Source organism: Kribbella sp. CA-294648 (genome assembly GCF_050943845.1).
Taxonomy (GTDB): Bacteria; Actinomycetota; Actinomycetes; order Propionibacteriales; family Kribbellaceae; genus Kribbella.
The window spans coordinates 904,295-921,556 of the sequence record NZ_CP191981.1; the positions used below are offsets into that span (position 1 = coordinate 904,295).

A 17,262-nucleotide genomic window follows, 5' to 3' on the forward strand; every position below is an offset into this window, starting at 1 on the left:
AGCTATTTCTCGTACGCCGCCGCGCGCGTCTGAATCGCGCGAATCCGGGCAACGTCCAGCTTGGTACTGCGATCGAACCGATAGATCCCGTTCTCTTCCTGGAACACATCGGTGAGCTGCGTGTAGCAGTAGCCGAACATCAGCGGGTCGTCGAGCAACACATCGATCAACCCGGTGAAGCGATCGTAGAACTCCGTCTCGTCCTTCACCCGCTGCCCATAACCCCACGACTGCGCACTGTCATTACCCGAAGCCTGAGCCGCCTCGGGATTCCACCAGATGCCGCCGAACTCGCTGCAGAAGTACGGCTGCCCGTTGTAGTCCTGGGAGATCGGCCGATCATCGTCCCCGCCCGTGTTCCCGTACGGCGAACCGTCGGCCAGACCGGCCATCTGCTTGCCGAACTCGACCGGGTCCTGCTGGTAGTTGTGCGAGTCCCAGATGTCCGTCTCCGGCACGCGATGCGAGTAGCCCGAAGCGTCCAGTACTGGCCGGGTCGCGTCGGCCGCCTTCGTGGCAAGGAACATCGCCCGCGTCACGTCATCGAGCTGCGTGATCCGGTCGTGCAGCAGTTGGTGCGTCTCGTTGAGCGGGCACCAGCCGATGATGGAGGGGTGGTTGTAGTCGCGCTCGACCGCCTCCAACCACTGCGTGACGAACGAAGCGGTCGGCTGCTGGTTGTTGTCACGGGTGCCGTCGGCAACGGATGCACCCCAGTCGCCGAACTCACCCCAGACCAGGTAACCGAGCCGATCCGCGTGGTACAGAAACCGCTCCTCGAATACCTTCTGGTGGAGGCGCGCGCCGTTGAATCCAGCTGCGAGACTCAGTTCGATGTCCGCGATCAGCGCTTCTTCGGACGGCGCCGTCATCAGGCTCTCGGGCCAGTAGCCCTGGTCGAGCACGAGTCGCTGAAACACATGCTTGCCGTTGATCAACACCGCTTGGCCGTTGATCGACACGGACCGCAGGCCGGCATAGCTGTCCGCCGTGTCCACGATGTTGCCGTCGGCATCGATCAGCTCCAGTGTGACGCCGTACAGGTGAGGATCGCCGGTGTCCCAGAGCCGGACGCGATCAGCCGGTACGACGAGGACGAGTCGCGGCGCGAGGTCGAGATCGGCGCGGACCTCGGCCGAGGTCACCTCGCCGGTCTCGTCGGACAACACGGCACGGACCTTCCAGCCCGGCTTGTTGGCCGAGACCGGCACGGCGAGGTGGAAGCAGGAGCCGGCGACGTCAGGGGTGATCCGCGGCCGATTGAGGTGGACCGACGGGACCGCCTCCAGCCAGACGGTCTGCCAGATCCCGGTGGTGCGGGTGTAGTGGCAGTCGGCGTTGAAGTACGGCTGCGACTGCTTGCCCCGCGCCTGTACGCCGTACCGGCTGTCGCGCGCGCGGACCACGATCGTCGCTTCCTCGCCCGGTGCGGCGACGCCGGTAAGCGGGGCGCTGAACGGGGTGAAGCCGCCGCGATGCCGGACCACCTCGACGCCGTTGACCCAGACGGTGGCGTCATGGTCGACGGCCTGGAAGTGCAGCACGGCGTCGTTGCCGGCCCAGTCGGCGGGGATCGTCACCGTCGTCCGGTACCAGACGGCCTCGAGGAAGTCGACGTTCTCGATCCCGGACAACTGGCTCTCCGGGGCGAACGGCACGGTGATCCGCTGCAGCAGGTCGCGGTCGCGGACGCCGCGTTCCAGCCCGGAGTCGGACCGGTCCAGCTCGAACTGCCACTCACCGTTGAGGTTGAGCCAAGCGGGACGGGTGAACTGCGGCCGGGGATGCTCGGGGCGGGGCTGAAGGCTGGGCATCGAGAAGGCTCCCAAGAGCAGAAGGGATGCGGGCGGGCTCGACTTTACAACGATGGAATAGGCGCGGCAATCAACCTGTCCACGAGGCCCCGGACCGCCCCCACTCACAAAGCTGCCGTTCTGGGCCGACAGCACGCTCACCCACGCTCGGCCGGGTGCCACCAGCTGAGGTTTGTGAGTGGGGGCGGTCCGGCCCTCCGGGCTAGACGCCGAGGAGGCGGGCTCCGTTGTCCCAGCAGACTGCTTTGAGCCAGGCGTCACCGAGGTCGAGGCGTTCGAGGGCTTCGAGCTGGACGGCGTACTGGTACGGGATATTGGGGAAGTCGGAGCCGAGGACGATGCGGTCCTGGAGGGCGGCGTACCGGGGGAGCAGGTCGCGGGGGAACGGCGCGAGCGCCTCGGTGAACGGGGTGCAGGCCATCGTGGTGTCCAGGTGGACGTTGGGATAGGTCTCCGCGAGCTGCAGGTGTTCGGCGTACTCGGGCATGCCGAGGTGGGCGATGACCGCGGTGAGGCGGGGGTGGCGGCTGAGGACCTCACCCATCGGGCCCGGGCCGGTGTGGCGGCCGGGGATCGGGCCTGATCCACAGTGCACGACGACCGGTACGCCGGCCTCGGCCAGCTGGCCCCAGACCGCGTCGAGCTCGTCGTCGCGCGGGTCGTAGTCGCCCACTTGGACATGCACCTTGAAGATCCGCGTGCCCAGCTCCAAGGCTTCCTTCACGTACTGCGCTGCGCCGGGCTCGGGGTAGAAGGTCCCGCTCGGGACGCAGCCGGGCGTGTTCGCCGCGAACTCCCGGGCCCAAGTGTTGAGGCCGGCGGCCATGTCCGGTTTGTGCGGATAGACGAGCGCGGGAAACCGGCGTACGCCGAGGGCCTCGAGCGTCTTCAGTCGCTCGGCCACCGGCGTGCGGTAGGTGATCGGCCAGGCGGTGCCGTAGTGCTTGCCGGCCTGGTCGAAGTAGCCCCAGACGGCATCCATCACCCGATCCGGCAGGAAGTGCACATGCACGTCCACCAAACCGTCGAGCCCCAGCCGCTGCCACCACCCAGGCACCTCGTCATCACGCACCTCGCCACCTTACGTCCGGTGGTACTTGCAATAGCTACGTAACTACGTACTATCCACAATGTGGAGAAGGCTGTGGATAACCGGCTCGCAGAGCTGGAGAGGCGCATCGCAGCGCTCGAATCCGCCGCGTTGTCCACAACCCCCGAAGCGCCGACCCGCAGTGCGGGGAAAGAAGGAGTGGGTGGCGCCGGAGGAGGCGGAGCGGGCGGGGCGCAGGGCACGGGAGCAGGCGGAGCGGGTAGCGCGCAGCGGGCGGGGGTAGGCGGGGCGGACGCCGCGCAGCGCGTGGCCGCTGAGGCGGAGCGGGCCTTGGAGGGGCTGCGGGAGCGGGATGATTGGGCGGGGCTTGCTGGAGGGTTGGCGGCGCTCGGGAATCCGGTGCGGCTCACCTTGTTGCGGGAGATCGTCCGGGGGCGGGCGACCGTCAGTGCGTTGAGCGAGGTCGACGGGCTCGAGACCAGCGGGCAGATCTACCACCACCTGCGCCAGTTGACCGCCGAAGGCTGGCTCCACTCGCCGTCCCGCGGCGCCTTCGCTGTCCCACCTGCGCGAGTGGTCGCCCTGCTGGCAATCCTGGAAGCCCTCCAGAACTGATCCTCAGCGCGCCCGCGCCACCACCTGATGCGCGTACGCCGACCAAGTGGCGGCCGGCCACCCGTCGCTCCCGAACCCCTTGCCGTCGCCATAGGGCCCCAGATCCGACTCACCCGCCTTGCCGGCCCGGTAGAGCACCGCGGTCGACAACTCAGGCGTGTAGCCGACCCACCAGCTGGCCAAAGTGTCCCGCGCACCCCGATACCTCTTGCACCGGCACTTCCTGTTGAACTGCCGCTTCTCAATGCTCAGCCCGGTCGCGCTCGTGCCCTTGCCGCCCATCAAAACGTCGTCGATACCTTGCGCCGCCTCGCTGTGCAGCGCCTGAACCGGCCGCAACTTGTCAGCTGCCCAGAGCACCTTGCCGTGCGAGTCGCGCACCTCCTTGATCACATGCGGCCGCACCCACCGGCCGTCGGCGATGAAGGTGGCATAGGCCCCGGCGAGATCAAGCGGCGACGCCAACGGATCCGGTCCGAGCCCCGGTGCCGCACGATCCGCCTTGGGAATGCGCGGGATCCCGGCAGCTTCAGCGGCCTTCGAGATGAGTTCGCCCTGACGCGCGTCGACCAGATCGAAGTACTGGCGGTCGAGGTCCTTGCCCGTCGTTCCATCGGCGAGCGCGAAGGGGCGCAGCAGTGTGCCCGGCGGCGCCTTGGTGGTGGCCCAGTTCTGCTGGCTCTTCAGATAGTCGCGGCCGCCCACCAGAGCGACCACTTCGCCAGTGCCCGGCCGGACCGACGCCAGCGCAACCTGCACCGACGTCGACCCCATCGGATAGCCCGCGGCAACGGCCGCCACCGCCCGTTGCTGGAGCCCGCGATCGAATGTGGTGATCACCCGCAATCCACCCCCGGTCAACCGATCCGCGTCGAACCCGTACTGCGCCAGCTCGCGCCGCGCCAGATCGAGCAGGTACCCAGTCGGACCGGCGTACCGGTTGCCCTTGGGGCGCTTCTTCAACACAGGAAGGGATTTCCGGTACTGCGCTTCGTCGGCGGCCGTGATGGTCGACAGCTCGGCCATGCCGTGGAGCACGTAGCGGTAGCGGGAGAGCGTTCGGCGCGCGGCCGCCGGGTTGTCGGAGTCGAACCAGGTCGGGTTGTTGAGCACGGTCGCCAGGTACGCCGCTTGTGGCACGGTGAGGTCCGTCGGATGGTCGACCCCGAAATACACCTGGCCGGCCGCCCGGATGCCGTACGCGCCTTCGCCGAAGTAGATCGTGTTGAGGTAGTTCTCCAGGATCGTCGTCTTGTCCTGCGTCCGGCTCACCTTGGTCGCGATGAACAGCTCGTCGAGCTTGCGTGACATCGTGCGTTCCTGGGTCAGGTACATCACCTTCACGTACTGCTGGGTGATGGTCGAACCGCCCTGCAACTGCTTGCCTCGGGCAATCGCCAGCGCGGCCCGCGCCGTCCCGGCCAAGGAGATCCCCGGGTTGGTCCAGAAGCTGCGGTCCTCGGCGGCGATCACCGCGTCCTGCACATGCTTGGGCACCTCCCGCAGCAGCACCGACTTGCGGTTCTGCTCGTAGAACGAGCCGAGCTGATACTTGCCGTCGGCATAGGTCACGACGGTCGCGTTCGCCCGGAAGTCCTCGTTGACCCTCGGGATGTCGGTGCGCTGGTAGCCGATGAAGAACGCGGCCACCGCGGTGATCACCAGGACGAAGAACAACGCGAGCAACCAGCCGAGCAGCCGAAACAGCAAGCGGCGCACCATGAACCTCCGGGGGAGCGGATGTCTCTACCCCTGGTGACGCGGTGAGATGCCGAAACGAGTCAGTCGGCGAGCCGATCTCGTCCCGAAGAACGACCAACTCGTCCGGAAGGACGAGCCGGTAACCGCAGAGCCCACGCCTGCGGCACGGTAACCCCCATTAGGAGCGAGCGTGGTGCAAGTGTGGGATCTGCGCTGTGTGAGCTACTTGGCCTGGTCGGTCACCCACAGTCCGGTGAGGCCGCGGAAGTGCTCCAGGAATTTCTCCTGCTCGTGTGCCGGATAGGTGGCCGCGACCGTCTCTCGCAGGATTCGGTCGAAGTCTTCGCTGGAGACCCAGTCGACGAGTTGCTCGTCGAAGTGGGTCAGGTTTTCCGCGCACCACTCGTGGTACTTCGCCGTCTCGAAGTATTCGTCGGCCAGTGCGAGATAGCCGTCGAGTTTGGCGTCGTAGTCGAGTGAGTCGTCGTCCGAGATCGCGAAGTACCGCTCGGTGTGCAGGTCGACCTTGGTTCGGCGGCCGGTTGCCAGTGAGTACACCGACCACTTCACCAGCGCGCTGATCGCCCAGGGGAAGTAGTAGTGCAGCGAGGTGATCGCGACGTCGGGGCAGGCGTTGGCATAGTCGATCGGGTGTACCGAGTCGCCGGCCACCAGCATTTCGCAGGAGTTGAACTCCCAGCCGAAGAAGGCGTTCACGATCCGGCTGATCGCGACCGCCTGGTGGCCGGCCGACGGGCTGAGGAAGTCGTGCGAGACGGCGTACCGGTTGTGCATCGGCTCGTCGGGGCGGAAGTCCATCACCATTGTCTCGGGGCCGATCGACAGCGCCCGGGCGAACTTCTCGTACTCGACCGTGGCCTGCAGGTGCATCAGCATCTCGCCGGACTGGTCGTAGGCGGCGTGCAGGTCCTCGCGGTTGTTGATCCGGGACACCCCGCGCCAGCCGCCGCCGTCGAACGGCTTCATGTACATCGGGTAGCCGAGGTCGTCGGCGATCGCGTCCAGGTCGAACGGCTTGTTGTACTTCGTCGCCGTGTAGGCCCAGCGCACGTTGTCGACCGGGTTCTTGTACGGCACCAGGACGGTTCGCGGGATCTTCAGGCCGAGCCGGAGCATCGCGCAGTACGCGCTGTGCTTCTCCATCGACTGGAAGGTGAACGGCGAGTTGAGCAGGTAGGTGCCGTTCATCAGCGCGGCCTTCTTCAGCCACTCGCGCGGGTGGTAGTACCAGTAGGCGAGCCGGTCGATGACGAGGCCGACCCGGACCGGGTCGTTCAGGTCGAACGGCTCGATGGTCAGCCGCTCGGTACCGAACTCGTGGGTGCGATCGCCGGCCTTGACCGGCCCGACCCGCCGCAACAGTGCCTCGAACGCCTGCGGCCAGTCTTCTTCGGCGCCGAGCAACAACCCGATCAGATGCTGAGAGCGGTCAGCCATGGTGATGAGCTCCTTAACAGAATCGGGGCAGGTGGTGGGCGAGTTGCTTCTGCCACCAAGGCCAGTCGTGGGCGACGTCGTGACCCCAGAGGTCGAACTCGTGCGGGATGCCCTTGGCAGCCAGTACTGCGGCCGTGGCGTGCGCCGAGGGAAGGGAACCCGTCGGGTTTGTCTCCCAGTCGCCCTGGCCGACGGTGAGGACCAGGAAGAGCCTGCTGCGCAACCAGTCGAGGTGCTCGCCTTCCAGGTTGGGCAGGTAGTCGGCGGGGTTGTTGAAGTACGTCGCGTCGCCGCGCTCGCCCCACGCGTGCCAGCTGGAGGCGTCGTAGTTGCCGGACTGGCAGATCGCGATCGGGAACAGATCGGCGCGCTTCACCGCGAAGTTGAGCGCATGGAAGGCTCCCAGGCTGCACCCCGTGGTGATGATGTCCGCGGCGCCCGGTGTGTCCCTGCCGATCGCCGGGACGACCTGGTCGAGGATCCACGACTCGTACAGCCCGTGGCGGCGAGCGCGCTCCTCCAGCGGGATACTCCGGTCCGACCAGCTCACGTGGTCGTAGGAGTCGACGCAGTACAGCTTGACCCGGCCCGCCTCGATCAGGTCGGCGACGGCTCCGACCATGCCGTTGTTCTCGTAGTCCCAGGCGCGGCCCTGCTCACTGGGGAACACCAGCACAGGCCGGCCGTAGTGGCCGTAGCGGATCAGTGTGCCGGGCCGGTCCAGCCCGGGGGCTTCCAGTTCGACCTGCTCGCGCTCCATGCAGCCTCACCCCTGTCCGGTTCTCCCGCCACCCTGCCATGTCTTTACGTTGTTTGCCTCACTCCAGCGCGTCCCGCCACCGGACCGAGCACTGCCACGACTACAGCCAGTACTGCGACACCACCCAATGCCGTGGGCAACGACCAGATGCTGGAGAAGGCGCCGACGGCCGCCGGGCCGAGCAGGAAGCCGAGGTAGGCGATGGTGGTGACAGTGGAGACGGCACCGGCTCGCCGCTCGGGTCCTGCCCAGGCACCGGCCAGGCTGATGATGGTCGGCGCGCAGACCGACGTACCGAGGCCTGCGATCGCTATGCCGACCAGTGCGAGCCAGGGGTTGCCCGCGACGGCCGCCAGTGCGCTACCGACGGCTGCGACGCTCCCCCCGGCGACTAGGAGTTGTGTCGGCTTGACCAGGCGCAAGAGGGCGTTGCCGCTGATCCGGCCAGTGGCCGCGGCGGCTGCGAAGACGGCTGGTGCGCTCGAGGCGAGTGCGGGAGCAGCACTGAGCGTTGTGGCGAGGTGTACTGCGCTCCAGCTCTGCCAGGCGTTCTCGACGACGTAGGCGAGGGCGCACAGGCCGCCGAACACGAGCAGGGCGGGCTCAAGTCTGCGCTTGCCCTGCTCCTTGGCCACTGGCCGGATGTGGCCGCGTGAGCCGGGCGCCAGGAGTACCGCGGCGATCAGGACGATCACGACGGAGACCCCGCCCAGTACCGGCATTGCACCGGCCCCGGCGGCGCGGAGGCCCGCAGTACCGAGGCTGGCTGCGACTACTGAGATGGAGAAGAGTCCGTGGGCCAGGTTCATCAGTGGCTTGCCTGTGTCGGCCTCGGCGGTCGTACCGGTGGCGTTGATGGCCACGTCCGTCGCGCCCGAGGTAGCGCCGAGCAGGAAGAGCGCACCGCCCAGCGTGACGGCCGAGTCGGCCAGCGCGGGCAGCACTCCGCATGCCGCGAAGAGCAGGGTGGCCACCGGCAGCACGACGCCGCCGTACCGGTCGATCAGGTAGCCGGTGAAGCGCATCGATAGGAGCGCGCCGAGCCCGACCATCAGCAATGCACCGCCGAGCTGCGCGTCACTGACCCCGGTCTCGGCCTTCACCGCGGGCAGGATCGCGCCCCATGCTCCCCAGAAGAGACCGAACGCGGAAAATCCAGCGAGTGTCTTCAGCACCCGCTCGACCCTAACCCCAGACGCGGTTCAACAAGTTGGTCAGGCAGGGGTCCAGGACGTCGCGCCAGGCGGTGAAGTTGTGCATGTCCGGGGTCTCGTCGAACGCGACCTGCAAGCCGAGACGGCTCAGGTGGGCCGCCATCACCCGGTTGTTGTGCACGTTCTCCTCCGGTGTCCCGGCGGTCATCGATGCGAAGGGTTTGCTGGGTGGCTCGGTGGCGGCGAGCACCGAGTTCACGAAGGCGGTGACCTCGGCGTAGTACTCGAACTTCGCCTCCTGCGGGTCGGTGTCGAGCGTGAAGAACGACCCCGACTGCAGGAACAGCCCGGCGAAGCTGCCCGGATGGTTCCACTCGGCGTAGAGAGCGGCGAGTGCCCCGAGACTCGCCCCCATCAGCACCGGCCGCTTGCTCCGGTACGCCGAAGTGACCGTCGGCAGCACGTCTTGCGTCAGGGCCTGCGCGTACTGCGGGTTGGCGGCGTACCAGAGGTTGCGGGAGCCCGGGCGGATCAACGCGAGCCGCAGCGGGGGCAGAGTCCCGTCGGCAACCATGGCGCCGACGTAGTGGGTCAGCCCGGCGTATGCCGCGAACTCGGGCCCGTCGTGGGCCAGCAGCAACGGCAACTCGTAGCCGGGTGCGATCCCGTCCGGCGCCCAGATCTGGACGTCGATCGGGCCCACCGGAGTCGGGTCGACCGGCAACGGGGTCAGGCTCGACGCGATCGGCTCGACCGCGATCCAGGCAGGTTCGACGTACCCGGGAAGTGGCAGCCAGGAGTGTTCACCGAAGGCGCCACCGACGACCCGCGGGTTGGTCGGGTCGGTCCGCATCCCGGAGCCGGCGATGTCGAACAGGTACTCCATCCGGTGCACGGACGGCCGCGGTAGCCGCAGCTCCCACCCGTTCTCGACCGGTTTGAACTCCAGCTGCTCGGCCGCGAGCCCGAGCTCCTCCCACAGCCGTACCCCGGTGAACGCATGCTCAGGATCGCTGAGGCGGAACACCACCTCAGCGCCTTCGACCGCGCTCACCATTGCTTCAGGCATCCGACCACGGTACAGAGTGGGTAGAGTCGGAGCGTGGTCGACCTTGCGGATATCCGGGCGGTGACCGAGGGCTTACCGCGCAGTTACGAGGTGGTGGTCCGGGACCGGATCAAGTTCCGGGTCGGGCAGATCGTCTACCTCGCGATGTCGCGGGACGAGCAGCAGATGGGCATCGGCTTCCCGAAGGAAGAGCGGGAGGCCGCGCTGGCGGCGTACCCGGAGAAGTTCCTGCCGCCGAGCAAGGCCGACGAGCGCTATCGCTGGATCGAAGTGAACCTGGCCGCCATCGACGAGACCGAGCTCCGCGAGCTGATCCTCGACGCCTGGGCGATGTGCGTTCCGAAGAAGGTGGCCGCCGAGTACTTCGGTCAGTAGCCGGACAGGGGCCGAGGGCAACAAAACTGGACGGTTGTCATCCCCAGGGATGACTTCGGGTCGGTCCGGGGGCGACTTGCGCCACGTGAGAACCGTTCCGCGGGAGGATGGGCGGACCGGTTTCCCCAGGCACGCTGGAGAACATGACCGGGGACTTCTTGCCGCGACGCCGTCAGGCTTCGCTTCGTGTTCAGCTGTTGACTGTCGTTCTGCTCGTCGCCGCCGTGGCCGGCGGCTGGTACCTGCTGACCTAGCTCTCCCAGCGGACCTCGGCCTCGCCGGGCCGGACCACGCCTGCCTCATAGGCGACGACGACCGCCTGGACGCGACTGGACAGGCCGAGCTTGGACAGCACGCTGCTGACGTGGGTCTTCACCGTGGTCTCGCTGACGAACAGCTTCGTGGCCAGATCGCGGTTGGACAGGCCGCGCGCCATCCAGACCAGGATCTCCCGCTCGCGCTCACTCAGTTGCGCGAGCGGTCCGGTCCAGCGCCCGGCGGAAGGCGCCGGCTCGGCCGGTCCACTACCGACCTGTCGCTCCAACTCGACGCAGCGCTCGAGCAGCACCCGCGTCGAGGCCGGGTCGACCAGCGAGTCGCCGCGGTGCACGGCCCGCACCGCCGCCACCAGCAGATCGGGGTCGGTGTCCTTCAGCAGGAAGCCCGACGCACCCGCCCGGACGGCGCTCAGCACGTATGCCTCGTCGTCGAAGGTGGTCAGCACCAGTACCGCGGGCCGCCCGCGCCCGGACTCCTTGGCGGCCTTGGTGATTCGCGCGGTCGCCTCCAGCCCGTCCATCACCGGCATCCGGATGTCCATCAGGACGACGTCCGGGTCGTACTGCGTGATCATCCGCAGCGCCTCCTCACCGTCGCCGGCCTGCGCCACCGTGGTCAGGTCGGGCTCGTGGTCGAGGATCATCGCCAGCCCCATCCGGATCACGCCCTGGTCGTCGGCCACCAGGATCTTGATCTGCTCCGTCACCTCTGCGGCGGCAACCATGCCTGCACTCTCCATCCACCCAGTGGTCCGGCGGCGACGGTCAGTGTGCCGCCGCTCGCGTGTGCGCGTTCGCGCATTCCGATCAGTCCGTTGCCGCGGCCGCTCTCCTGCCGCTTCGCGGTCTCCAGCACGTTCGCCGGTGGCGGCCCGCCGCTGCCGTTGTCGTCGATGGTGAGCAGCTCACCCCGCGGCCCACTCTGCCAGCTCACCTGAGCGGCAGTGGCCTTCGCATGCACCATCACGTTGGTCAGCGCCTCCTGGATGATCCGTACTGCGGTCAGGTCCGTGGCGGAGGTGAGCTGCCGGCTGCGGGTCGGCAACTGCATGGTGACGTCGATCCCCACCGCCTTGAGCCGGTCGCCCATCCGCGCGACGGCAGCCAGGTCGGGCACCGGGGCCATCTCGAGTCCGGTACCGGGGGCCGCGTTGTTCAGCACTCGGACGGTCTCCCGCATCGCGGTGAGCGCCTCCCGGCCACTCGCGGCGATCCAGCGAACCGCCTCTCGGAGCGCCTCGGGCTTCTGGTCGGCGACCCGGTCGGCCGCCTGGGCCCGGATCACCACCGCGCTCATGTGGTGCGAGACCACGTCGTGCAGGTCGCGGGCGATCCTGGTCCGCTCGGCGGCCGCCGCCCGCTCGGCCTCGATCGTCCGCAGCCGGACCAGTGCCGAGTTGCGTTGCTCCATGACGAGCAGGCTCTTGCGGCGGCGCAACGCGTTGGCCCCGAGCAGGACCATGCCGCAGATCAGCGCTTCGGCGAAGACGAACAGCGAGAGGTCGATGTAGTCGTAGAGGCTGGGGATGTCGCGCGGCAGGTTCTTGTACCGCTCGCCGTACGCGAAGACCTCGCGCGGACTGTTGCTCAGCACGATCGCGACCACGGTCGGCAGGCCGATCATCAGTCCGGCCAGGCTGCCCATGGTGAAGAACAGACAGGTGAACCGGCGTACTCCGCTCGCGGCCGCGAGGTAGCCGACCACCAGCAGCGGGACGAGGTGCAACTCCGACTGCAGGGCGGCGTCGCTGATCGCGGGGGCCCGGAAGATGTCCAGTCCGAGCTGCTCGGCCAGGCCCGTCTCAGCCGAGGCGTACATGAGCGGGTAGAGCACGGACACGGTAACCAGCGTCGTCCGCGGGATCTGCCGGACCAGCGCGACGGTCAGCACCAGGAACATGCCGGTGACCACCGAGACGCTCGGGTTCGCCGGCCGCAGCGCGCTGTTGTTGAGCAGCGCCAGCCCTCCGAACCACCCGACACCGATCAGCGCGGCCAGCAGCAGATCCTGCTGGATGGCCGGCAACCGACGCCAAAACCCCTTCACCCTAGTGACCCCTCGGCGCTGTAGCTCGGCGCTGCTCGCACCCAGGCACGCACCTCACGACATTGGAGCAGCGCCCACGATGCTCCGCATCGAGGGCACTTCTCCAACGCCGCGATGCACGCACCTGGGCACGAGCATCGCTCGAGCTACAACGCCGAGGGGTCACCTTGCAGAGCGTAGTCGCGCATGGCAATCTACGGCTTCCTGCGCCTGGACGGCCGGCTTCTCCAACTTTCGGATGACTGACGGCGTCCGACCCCCTACCCAGGTCCGACTATCGGCCGTCCGAGACGGTCCCTGGGACCGATGTGGCGAACCCGCCGAACCGAGAGGCTGTCCCCATGACCAATCACCTGCCGCCGCGTCGCACGTTCTCGGTGCGAGCGCGGTTGCTGTCCGTGACCGGTCTGGCCGTGGTCGCCTCCGTGCTGATCTGGCACAACCAGGTGACCGACCTGCTGGCTTTCGACTCGGGTGCCGACAAGCAGCCCGTCGTCGCCGGCGGGCCCGGCGGTTCACCGCCACCACAGGCTCCACTCAAGAGCACCGCGGTCCGGAAGACTCCGTCCGCGACGCCGACGGTGTCGCCGAAGCCGAAACCGAAGAAGACGCCGACCAAGACCAGCAAGACGACCGGCGCCGACGACAAGTCGCAGTACTCCGAGGAGAGCATCGAGGGGCTGTCTCCGAAGCTGCGGACCCGGCTGAAGAAGGCGATGACCGCGGCGAAGGCGGCCGGCGTCCCGATCCGGATCAACTCCGGCCGTCGCAGCGCGGCCAAGCAGCGCCGGCTCTTCAACGAAGCCATCAAACGGTACGGCTCGTACCAGGCGGCGATCCGCTGGGTGCTGCCGCCGGACAAGTCGGCGCACGTGCAGGGCAAGGCCGTCGACATCGCACCGCAGGCCGCGATGGTCTGGCTGAACAAGTACGGCTACAAGTACGGGATCTGCCGTCCGTACGACAACGAGCCCTGGCACTTCGAGGCGCTCACCACGCCGGGCAAGAAATGCCCGCCCCGGAAGACCAGTTCAGCCGCCGAGCTCGGCTGACCACACCTGATCAGGAGCGCAGCTGATGACGATGACATATGCCCAGCCGATCACCCGCCGAGCCGGCCGCAACCGCCTCGTCGTACCGGCGTTGTGGCGGCAGGTGGTGCGCGGTGCCGGCAAGGACGAGCAGCCGCGGCCGACGGAGCCGGACCGGTCAGCGTTCACGCAGCTGGAGATCTACGACGGGGTGCTGACCGCGTTCGAGCGGCGAGCCGAGGTGCAGGAGACGATCGCGTCCTCGGCCGACCGGACCACCGCGGTACGCCGGATCCGCGAGCTGCTCGACGTCAGTCCGTTGCAGGCCAGGGCGATCCTCGAGCTGCAGACCCAGGGCTTCAGCACCGCGTCCCGCGACCGCGTCGCGCACCGCGCCGCCGAGCTGCGCGCCGCGCTGACCCGCTGACCCGCTGACCCGCCGGCTGGGTGCGAGCGCTGCTGAGGGGCCCCGCTCGCACCTGGCCGGTCTTTCCTCGCTTCGGACGTGTGTCAGACGATCTCGAGGTTGGCCATCATGCCCATGTCCTCGTGCTCCGCGTTGTGGCAGTGGAAGAGGTACCGGCCGCGATAGCCGTCGAAGCGGGTGATGATCTCCGCCGACTCGCCGGGCCGCAGCGAGATGGTGTCCTTGAGACCCGCATCGTGGGGCAGCGGTGCCTTGCCGCCGCGTGAGAGCACCTGGAAGCCGACCAGATGCAGGTGAATCGGGTGATGGACGTCGGCGACCAGTCGCCACACCTCGACGTCACCGAGTCGCACGGTGACGTCTGAGCGAGCGGGGTCGAAGGCCTTGCCGCCGATGACCCAGCCGTGGCCGCCGTTCAGCTGGCCGGCGCGGAAGGAGAAGTCGCGCACCCTGACCGCGTCCGACCGGCGCCAATCCGGCAGGTCCGTTGCGAGCCTCGGCGGGATCCGGCTGTCGTCCTTGGCCTTGCGGGCGACGTGGAAGGCCATCACTTCGCGAGTGCGTCCTTCACCCAGCCGATCGAGGAGTCTGATCCGGCTGCCGATGGCGATGGTCGAGAAGTCGACGATCACGTCGTAGCGTTCGGCCGGCGCGATCGGGAGCTGCTGGTGGGTGACAGGGGCCGGGAGCAGACCTTGGTCCGCGCCGATCTGGACGAGGTCGAGTCTGCGGCCGTCGTCGGTGACGGCTTCGAGCTCGTAGTGGCGGGCGTTCGAGGCGTTCAGGATGCGCAGCCGGTACCGGGTGGCGTCGACCTCGTGCATTGGCCACGGAGCGCCGTTGACCAGGATCACGTCGCCGAGAACTCCAGCCAGGTAAGGCTCCTGGACGCCCGGCCGCTCTCGCAGCGTCGGATCCAGGGAGGGGTAGACGAGGCTGCCGTCGGCGGCGAACGAGCGGTCGGTGATCATCAGCGGGAGCTCGCGCGGTCCGGTCGGTAGGGCGAGGGAGTCTTCGACGTCGTCGCGGACGAGGTGCAGTCCGGCGAGGCCGCGCCAGATGGCTGGGGCCGTGAAGTCCATCCGGTGGTCGTGGTACCAGAGCAGCGTGGCCCGCTGGTCGATCGGGAAGGTGTAGCCGCGGGTCAGCTCGGTCACCACAGCCCGCGGATCATGCATCCCATGCCCGCCACCGTGCCCGCCGCCACCATGCCCACCGCCGCTGACGTGCCCGCTGCCGCTGCCGTGGCTGCCGGGCTTGGTGCCGGGCCAGCCCTTGGGGAGCACGAGATCCGTGGGGTAGCCGTCGGCTTCCGGCGTACTGCGGCCGCCGTGCAGGTGGACGACTGTCGGCACGGGCAGCTCGTTGTGGTGGGTCACGGTGATCGGCCGGCCGCGGCGCGACTCGATCGTCGGTCCGGGGAAGGTGCCGTTGTAGGTCCACAACGGCGTCCTGAAACCTGGCAGTACTTCGAGAACAGCTTCGCGCTGAGTGATCTCGTAGCGATCGACCCCTCCGGCAGTGCTCACCGGCCTCAGCACCGAGGGAATCGGCAACGGCACGTGAAACGCCGGCGGCAAGGGCAGAGCGCTTCGCAGTACGGCGCCGGTGAATGAAGGGCGGCGAGACAGCGCGGCGGAAGCTGCCAGACCCGTGGCGGTCAGCAGGCCGAGTGCTCCGCCGATGCCCAGCACCTGGCGCCGGGTCAGGTGCTCACGCATTGCGAGGCTCCTTCCGCAGCGGCCGGCGCCAGACGGCGACGAACAGTACGACGAGGGCTGCGATCGTCAGCACGCCCAGCGGGAAGTGCAACCACAGCGCGCCTTCCAGACCGGCGAAGTACTGCACCGTCTCGGCGGCGACCAGGATCAGCGTGACGACGAACGGCCAGGCCCGCCGGAGCCGGATCCAGACCAGGATCGTGACGATCAACTGCAGATAGCCCGTAGAGGTGACCGCGTCCGCGCCCAGTGTGTGCCAGCGCAAGCCGTCGTAGTCACCGCTCAGATAGACGCCGGCGAAAACCGGCTGACCGAAGATCGCCACCACGTGCACGGTGACGACGGTCCGAAGTACCCACTCAACCATGGGCGCGACGTTATGATCAGCACGTTATCTTGTCGAAGACCAATATCGCTATGCTGTTATGCCAGCGGAGACATGATGGACCTGAACACGCTCCGGCAGTTCCTCGTCGTGGCCCGGCTCGAGCACCTCAGCCGCGCGGCCGACGAGCTGCACGTCGCCCAGCCGTCGCTGAGCCGCACGATCGCCCGGCTGGAGAGCGAACTCGGTACTCCGCTGTTCGACCGGGCCGGACGGCTCCAGTTGAACGACGCCGGCAAGCTCTTCCGCGACTACGTCGAGCGCGGTCTCGGCGAGCTGGACGCGGGCCGGCGCGCTGTGACGGAAGCGGGCGAAGCCTTCGGCACTGTGCGGCTGGCGTCGGAGACCCTCTTCACCCTGACCGGACCGCTCGCGGCGTTCAGGCGAGCCCATCCGGCGGTCGAGATCGAGCTCCACCAGTTGTCGGCGGAGGAAATGGGTCGCCGGTTGCGCGCCCAGGAGGTCGACCTCTGCGTCGCCTCGCAGCCGCTCCGTGGAGTTGGGCTCGAAGCAGTTCAGCTGTTCGAGGAGCCCGTCGGGGTCGGGATGCCGGCTGGTCATCCGTTGGCCGAGCGTCCCTCGGTGACGGTCGAGGAGCTCGCCGATCAGCCGTTCATCACCGCGCGCAAGGGACATTGGCTGCGTCTGCTACTCGATCGGCTCTTCGCCGGCAGCGGGCTGACCGCGCGGATCGTCTGTGAAACCGACGAGGCCGGCGCCATCGCCGAACTGATCAGCGCGGGACTCGGCATCGGACTCGTCCCAGGTCTCGCCCGGCGTACGGCGCTCCAGGTGCCCGGTGTCTGGATCGCTGTCGACCACCCCGACTGCCGGCGTACGACGACTCTCTACTGGGGCGCGGGTTCCAGACTCTCGCCCGCTGCGCAGCTGATGCGCTCGGCTGTCACCAACTGGGAGTGGGCCGACCGTTGAGCCCGGGCGACTGCTGAGGCCCCGTCAGCCGTTGAGGAGGGCGAGGAGGGCTTCGGCGTAGGCCTGTTCGGCGTCCTCGGACGGGTAGCGGCCGTCGGTCAGGACGACGGCGTAGCCGCCGGGCACCGCCTCGAGCCGCTGGAAATGCGTGCCGAGCAGCTTGCGGAGTTGCTCCTCGCGCGGCAGCCAGATCACCTCGCGCTGCTCGATACTGTCCAGCGCCCACTCGGTCGTCCCGTTGAAACCGATCACCTTGCCGCCGGGATAGTCGTGCACCTCGACCGTCATGTCGCTGACGACAAAAACGTCGCCGTCCATGTCCCGGTCCGGTACGACGAACCGGTCGCCGGCCGCGGGCACCCACATCGCCCCGGCCTTCCGCAACCTCCGCGCCTGCTCAACCGTGATCACTCTTCCATCGTGCCCACCCCGGGCAAACGGCG

At 68.1% G+C, this 17,262-nt stretch carries 17 protein-coding genes; 5 read left to right on the top strand and 12 right to left on the bottom strand.

The features are described 5' to 3' along the window. Window positions 1–2: 2 nt before the first annotated feature. Both ACQPYM_RS04395 and ACQPYM_RS04400 read right to left on the bottom strand, forming a co-directional pair. Window positions 3–1,814, bottom strand: a complete 1,812-nt coding sequence (locus ACQPYM_RS04395) for a glycoside hydrolase family 2 protein (RefSeq protein ID WP_433015165.1) — start codon at window positions 1,812–1,814, stop codon at window positions 3–5. Between the two features lie 202 nt (window positions 1,815–2,016). Continuing rightward, window positions 2,017–2,886 carry an amidohydrolase family protein gene (locus ACQPYM_RS04400; RefSeq protein ID WP_433015168.1) on the bottom strand — a complete coding sequence of 290 codons (870 nt, stop codon included), beginning with the start codon at window positions 2,884–2,886 and terminating at the stop codon, window positions 2,017–2,019. 60 nt (window positions 2,887–2,946) lie between these two features. Here ACQPYM_RS04400 and ACQPYM_RS04405 point away from each other — a divergent pair, with 60 nt between their 5' ends. Beyond that, on the top strand, window positions 2,947–3,480 hold the full coding sequence (locus ACQPYM_RS04405; protein WP_433015171.1) for an ArsR family transcriptional regulator: 534 nt from the start codon (window positions 2,947–2,949) through the stop codon (window positions 3,478–3,480). 3 nt (window positions 3,481–3,483) lie between these two features. Here ACQPYM_RS04405 and ACQPYM_RS04410 read toward each other — a convergent pair whose 3' ends face one another. The 5 genes from ACQPYM_RS04410 to ACQPYM_RS04430 all read right to left on the bottom strand — a co-directional run bounded on the left by ACQPYM_RS04410 (window position 3,484) and on the right by ACQPYM_RS04430 (window position 9,622). After that, window positions 3,484–5,190, bottom strand: coding sequence for a transglycosylase domain-containing protein (locus ACQPYM_RS04410; protein WP_433015174.1), 1,707 nt, complete (start codon window positions 5,188–5,190; stop codon window positions 3,484–3,486). A 213-nt stretch (window positions 5,191–5,403) separates the two neighbouring features. Then, window positions 5,404–6,639, bottom strand: coding sequence for an ATP-grasp domain-containing protein (locus tag ACQPYM_RS04415; RefSeq protein ID WP_433015177.1), 1,236 nt, complete (start codon window positions 6,637–6,639; stop codon window positions 5,404–5,406). 13 nt (window positions 6,640–6,652) lie between these two features. Continuing rightward, window positions 6,653–7,399 (bottom strand): esterase family protein, encoded by a 747-nt coding sequence (locus tag ACQPYM_RS04420; protein ID WP_433015180.1) that lies wholly within the window; start codon window positions 7,397–7,399, stop codon window positions 6,653–6,655. 44 nt (window positions 7,400–7,443) lie between these two features. Continuing rightward, entirely contained in the window at window positions 7,444–8,574 is a 1,131-nt protein-coding gene (locus tag ACQPYM_RS04425; RefSeq protein ID WP_433015183.1) for an MFS transporter, read from the bottom strand. 10 nt (window positions 8,575–8,584) lie between these two features. Continuing rightward, window positions 8,585–9,622 (bottom strand): alpha/beta hydrolase, encoded by a 1,038-nt coding sequence (locus tag ACQPYM_RS04430; protein WP_433015186.1) that lies wholly within the window; start codon window positions 9,620–9,622, stop codon window positions 8,585–8,587. A 33-nt stretch (window positions 9,623–9,655) separates the two neighbouring features. Here ACQPYM_RS04430 and ACQPYM_RS04435 point away from each other — a divergent pair, with 33 nt between their 5' ends. Continuing rightward, entirely contained in the window at window positions 9,656–9,997 is a 342-nt protein-coding gene (locus tag ACQPYM_RS04435; protein ID WP_433015189.1) for an MmcQ/YjbR family DNA-binding protein, read from the top strand. 250 nt (window positions 9,998–10,247) lie between these two features. Here the strand turns inward: ACQPYM_RS04435 and ACQPYM_RS04440 are convergent, their stop codons facing one another. After that, on the bottom strand, window positions 10,248–10,982 hold the full coding sequence (locus ACQPYM_RS04440; protein ID WP_433023183.1) for a response regulator: 735 nt from the start codon (window positions 10,980–10,982) through the stop codon (window positions 10,248–10,250). Continuing rightward, a complete protein-coding gene (locus ACQPYM_RS04445; protein ID WP_433015192.1) occupies window positions 10,979–12,322 on the bottom strand; it encodes a sensor histidine kinase in 1,344 nt (447 codons plus the stop codon). The genes ACQPYM_RS04440 and ACQPYM_RS04445 overlap by 4 nt, the downstream gene beginning before the upstream one ends. 341 nt (window positions 12,323–12,663) lie before the next feature. Between ACQPYM_RS04445 and ACQPYM_RS04450 the strand changes: the two genes are divergently transcribed. Next, window positions 12,664–13,374 (top strand): M15 family metallopeptidase, encoded by a 711-nt coding sequence (locus ACQPYM_RS04450; RefSeq protein WP_433015195.1) that lies wholly within the window; start codon window positions 12,664–12,666, stop codon window positions 13,372–13,374. A gap of 25 nt (window positions 13,375–13,399) precedes the next feature. Continuing rightward, window positions 13,400–13,780, top strand: coding sequence for a hypothetical protein (locus ACQPYM_RS04455; RefSeq protein WP_433015198.1), 381 nt, complete (start codon window positions 13,400–13,402; stop codon window positions 13,778–13,780). Between the two features lie 83 nt (window positions 13,781–13,863). Here ACQPYM_RS04455 and ACQPYM_RS04460 read toward each other — a convergent pair whose 3' ends face one another. Together ACQPYM_RS04460 and ACQPYM_RS04465 are read right to left on the bottom strand one after the other, a co-directional pair. Beyond that, the gene (locus ACQPYM_RS04460) at window positions 13,864–15,501 is read right to left on the bottom strand and encodes a multicopper oxidase family protein (protein ID WP_433015201.1); all 1,638 of its coding nucleotides are present in this window, start codon (window positions 15,499–15,501) and stop codon (window positions 13,864–13,866) included. Next, on the bottom strand, window positions 15,494–15,868 hold the full coding sequence (locus ACQPYM_RS04465; RefSeq protein ID WP_433015204.1) for a hypothetical protein: 375 nt from the start codon (window positions 15,866–15,868) through the stop codon (window positions 15,494–15,496). Before ACQPYM_RS04465 ends, ACQPYM_RS04460 begins: the two co-directional genes overlap by 8 nt. Window positions 15,869–15,943: 75 nt before the next feature. Between ACQPYM_RS04465 and ACQPYM_RS04470 the strand changes: the two genes are divergently transcribed. Next, on the top strand, window positions 15,944–16,819 hold the full coding sequence (locus ACQPYM_RS04470) for a LysR family transcriptional regulator (RefSeq protein WP_433015207.1): 876 nt from the start codon (window positions 15,944–15,946) through the stop codon (window positions 16,817–16,819). A 24-nt stretch (window positions 16,820–16,843) separates the two neighbouring features. On the opposite strand, the gene ACQPYM_RS04475 is transcribed toward ACQPYM_RS04470, so the two are convergent. Beyond that, window positions 16,844–17,230: a pilus assembly protein CpaE gene (locus tag ACQPYM_RS04475; RefSeq protein WP_433015210.1), complete on the bottom strand. Its 387-nt coding sequence runs from the start codon at window positions 17,228–17,230 to the stop codon at window positions 16,844–16,846. Window positions 17,231–17,262 lie beyond the last annotated feature (32 nt).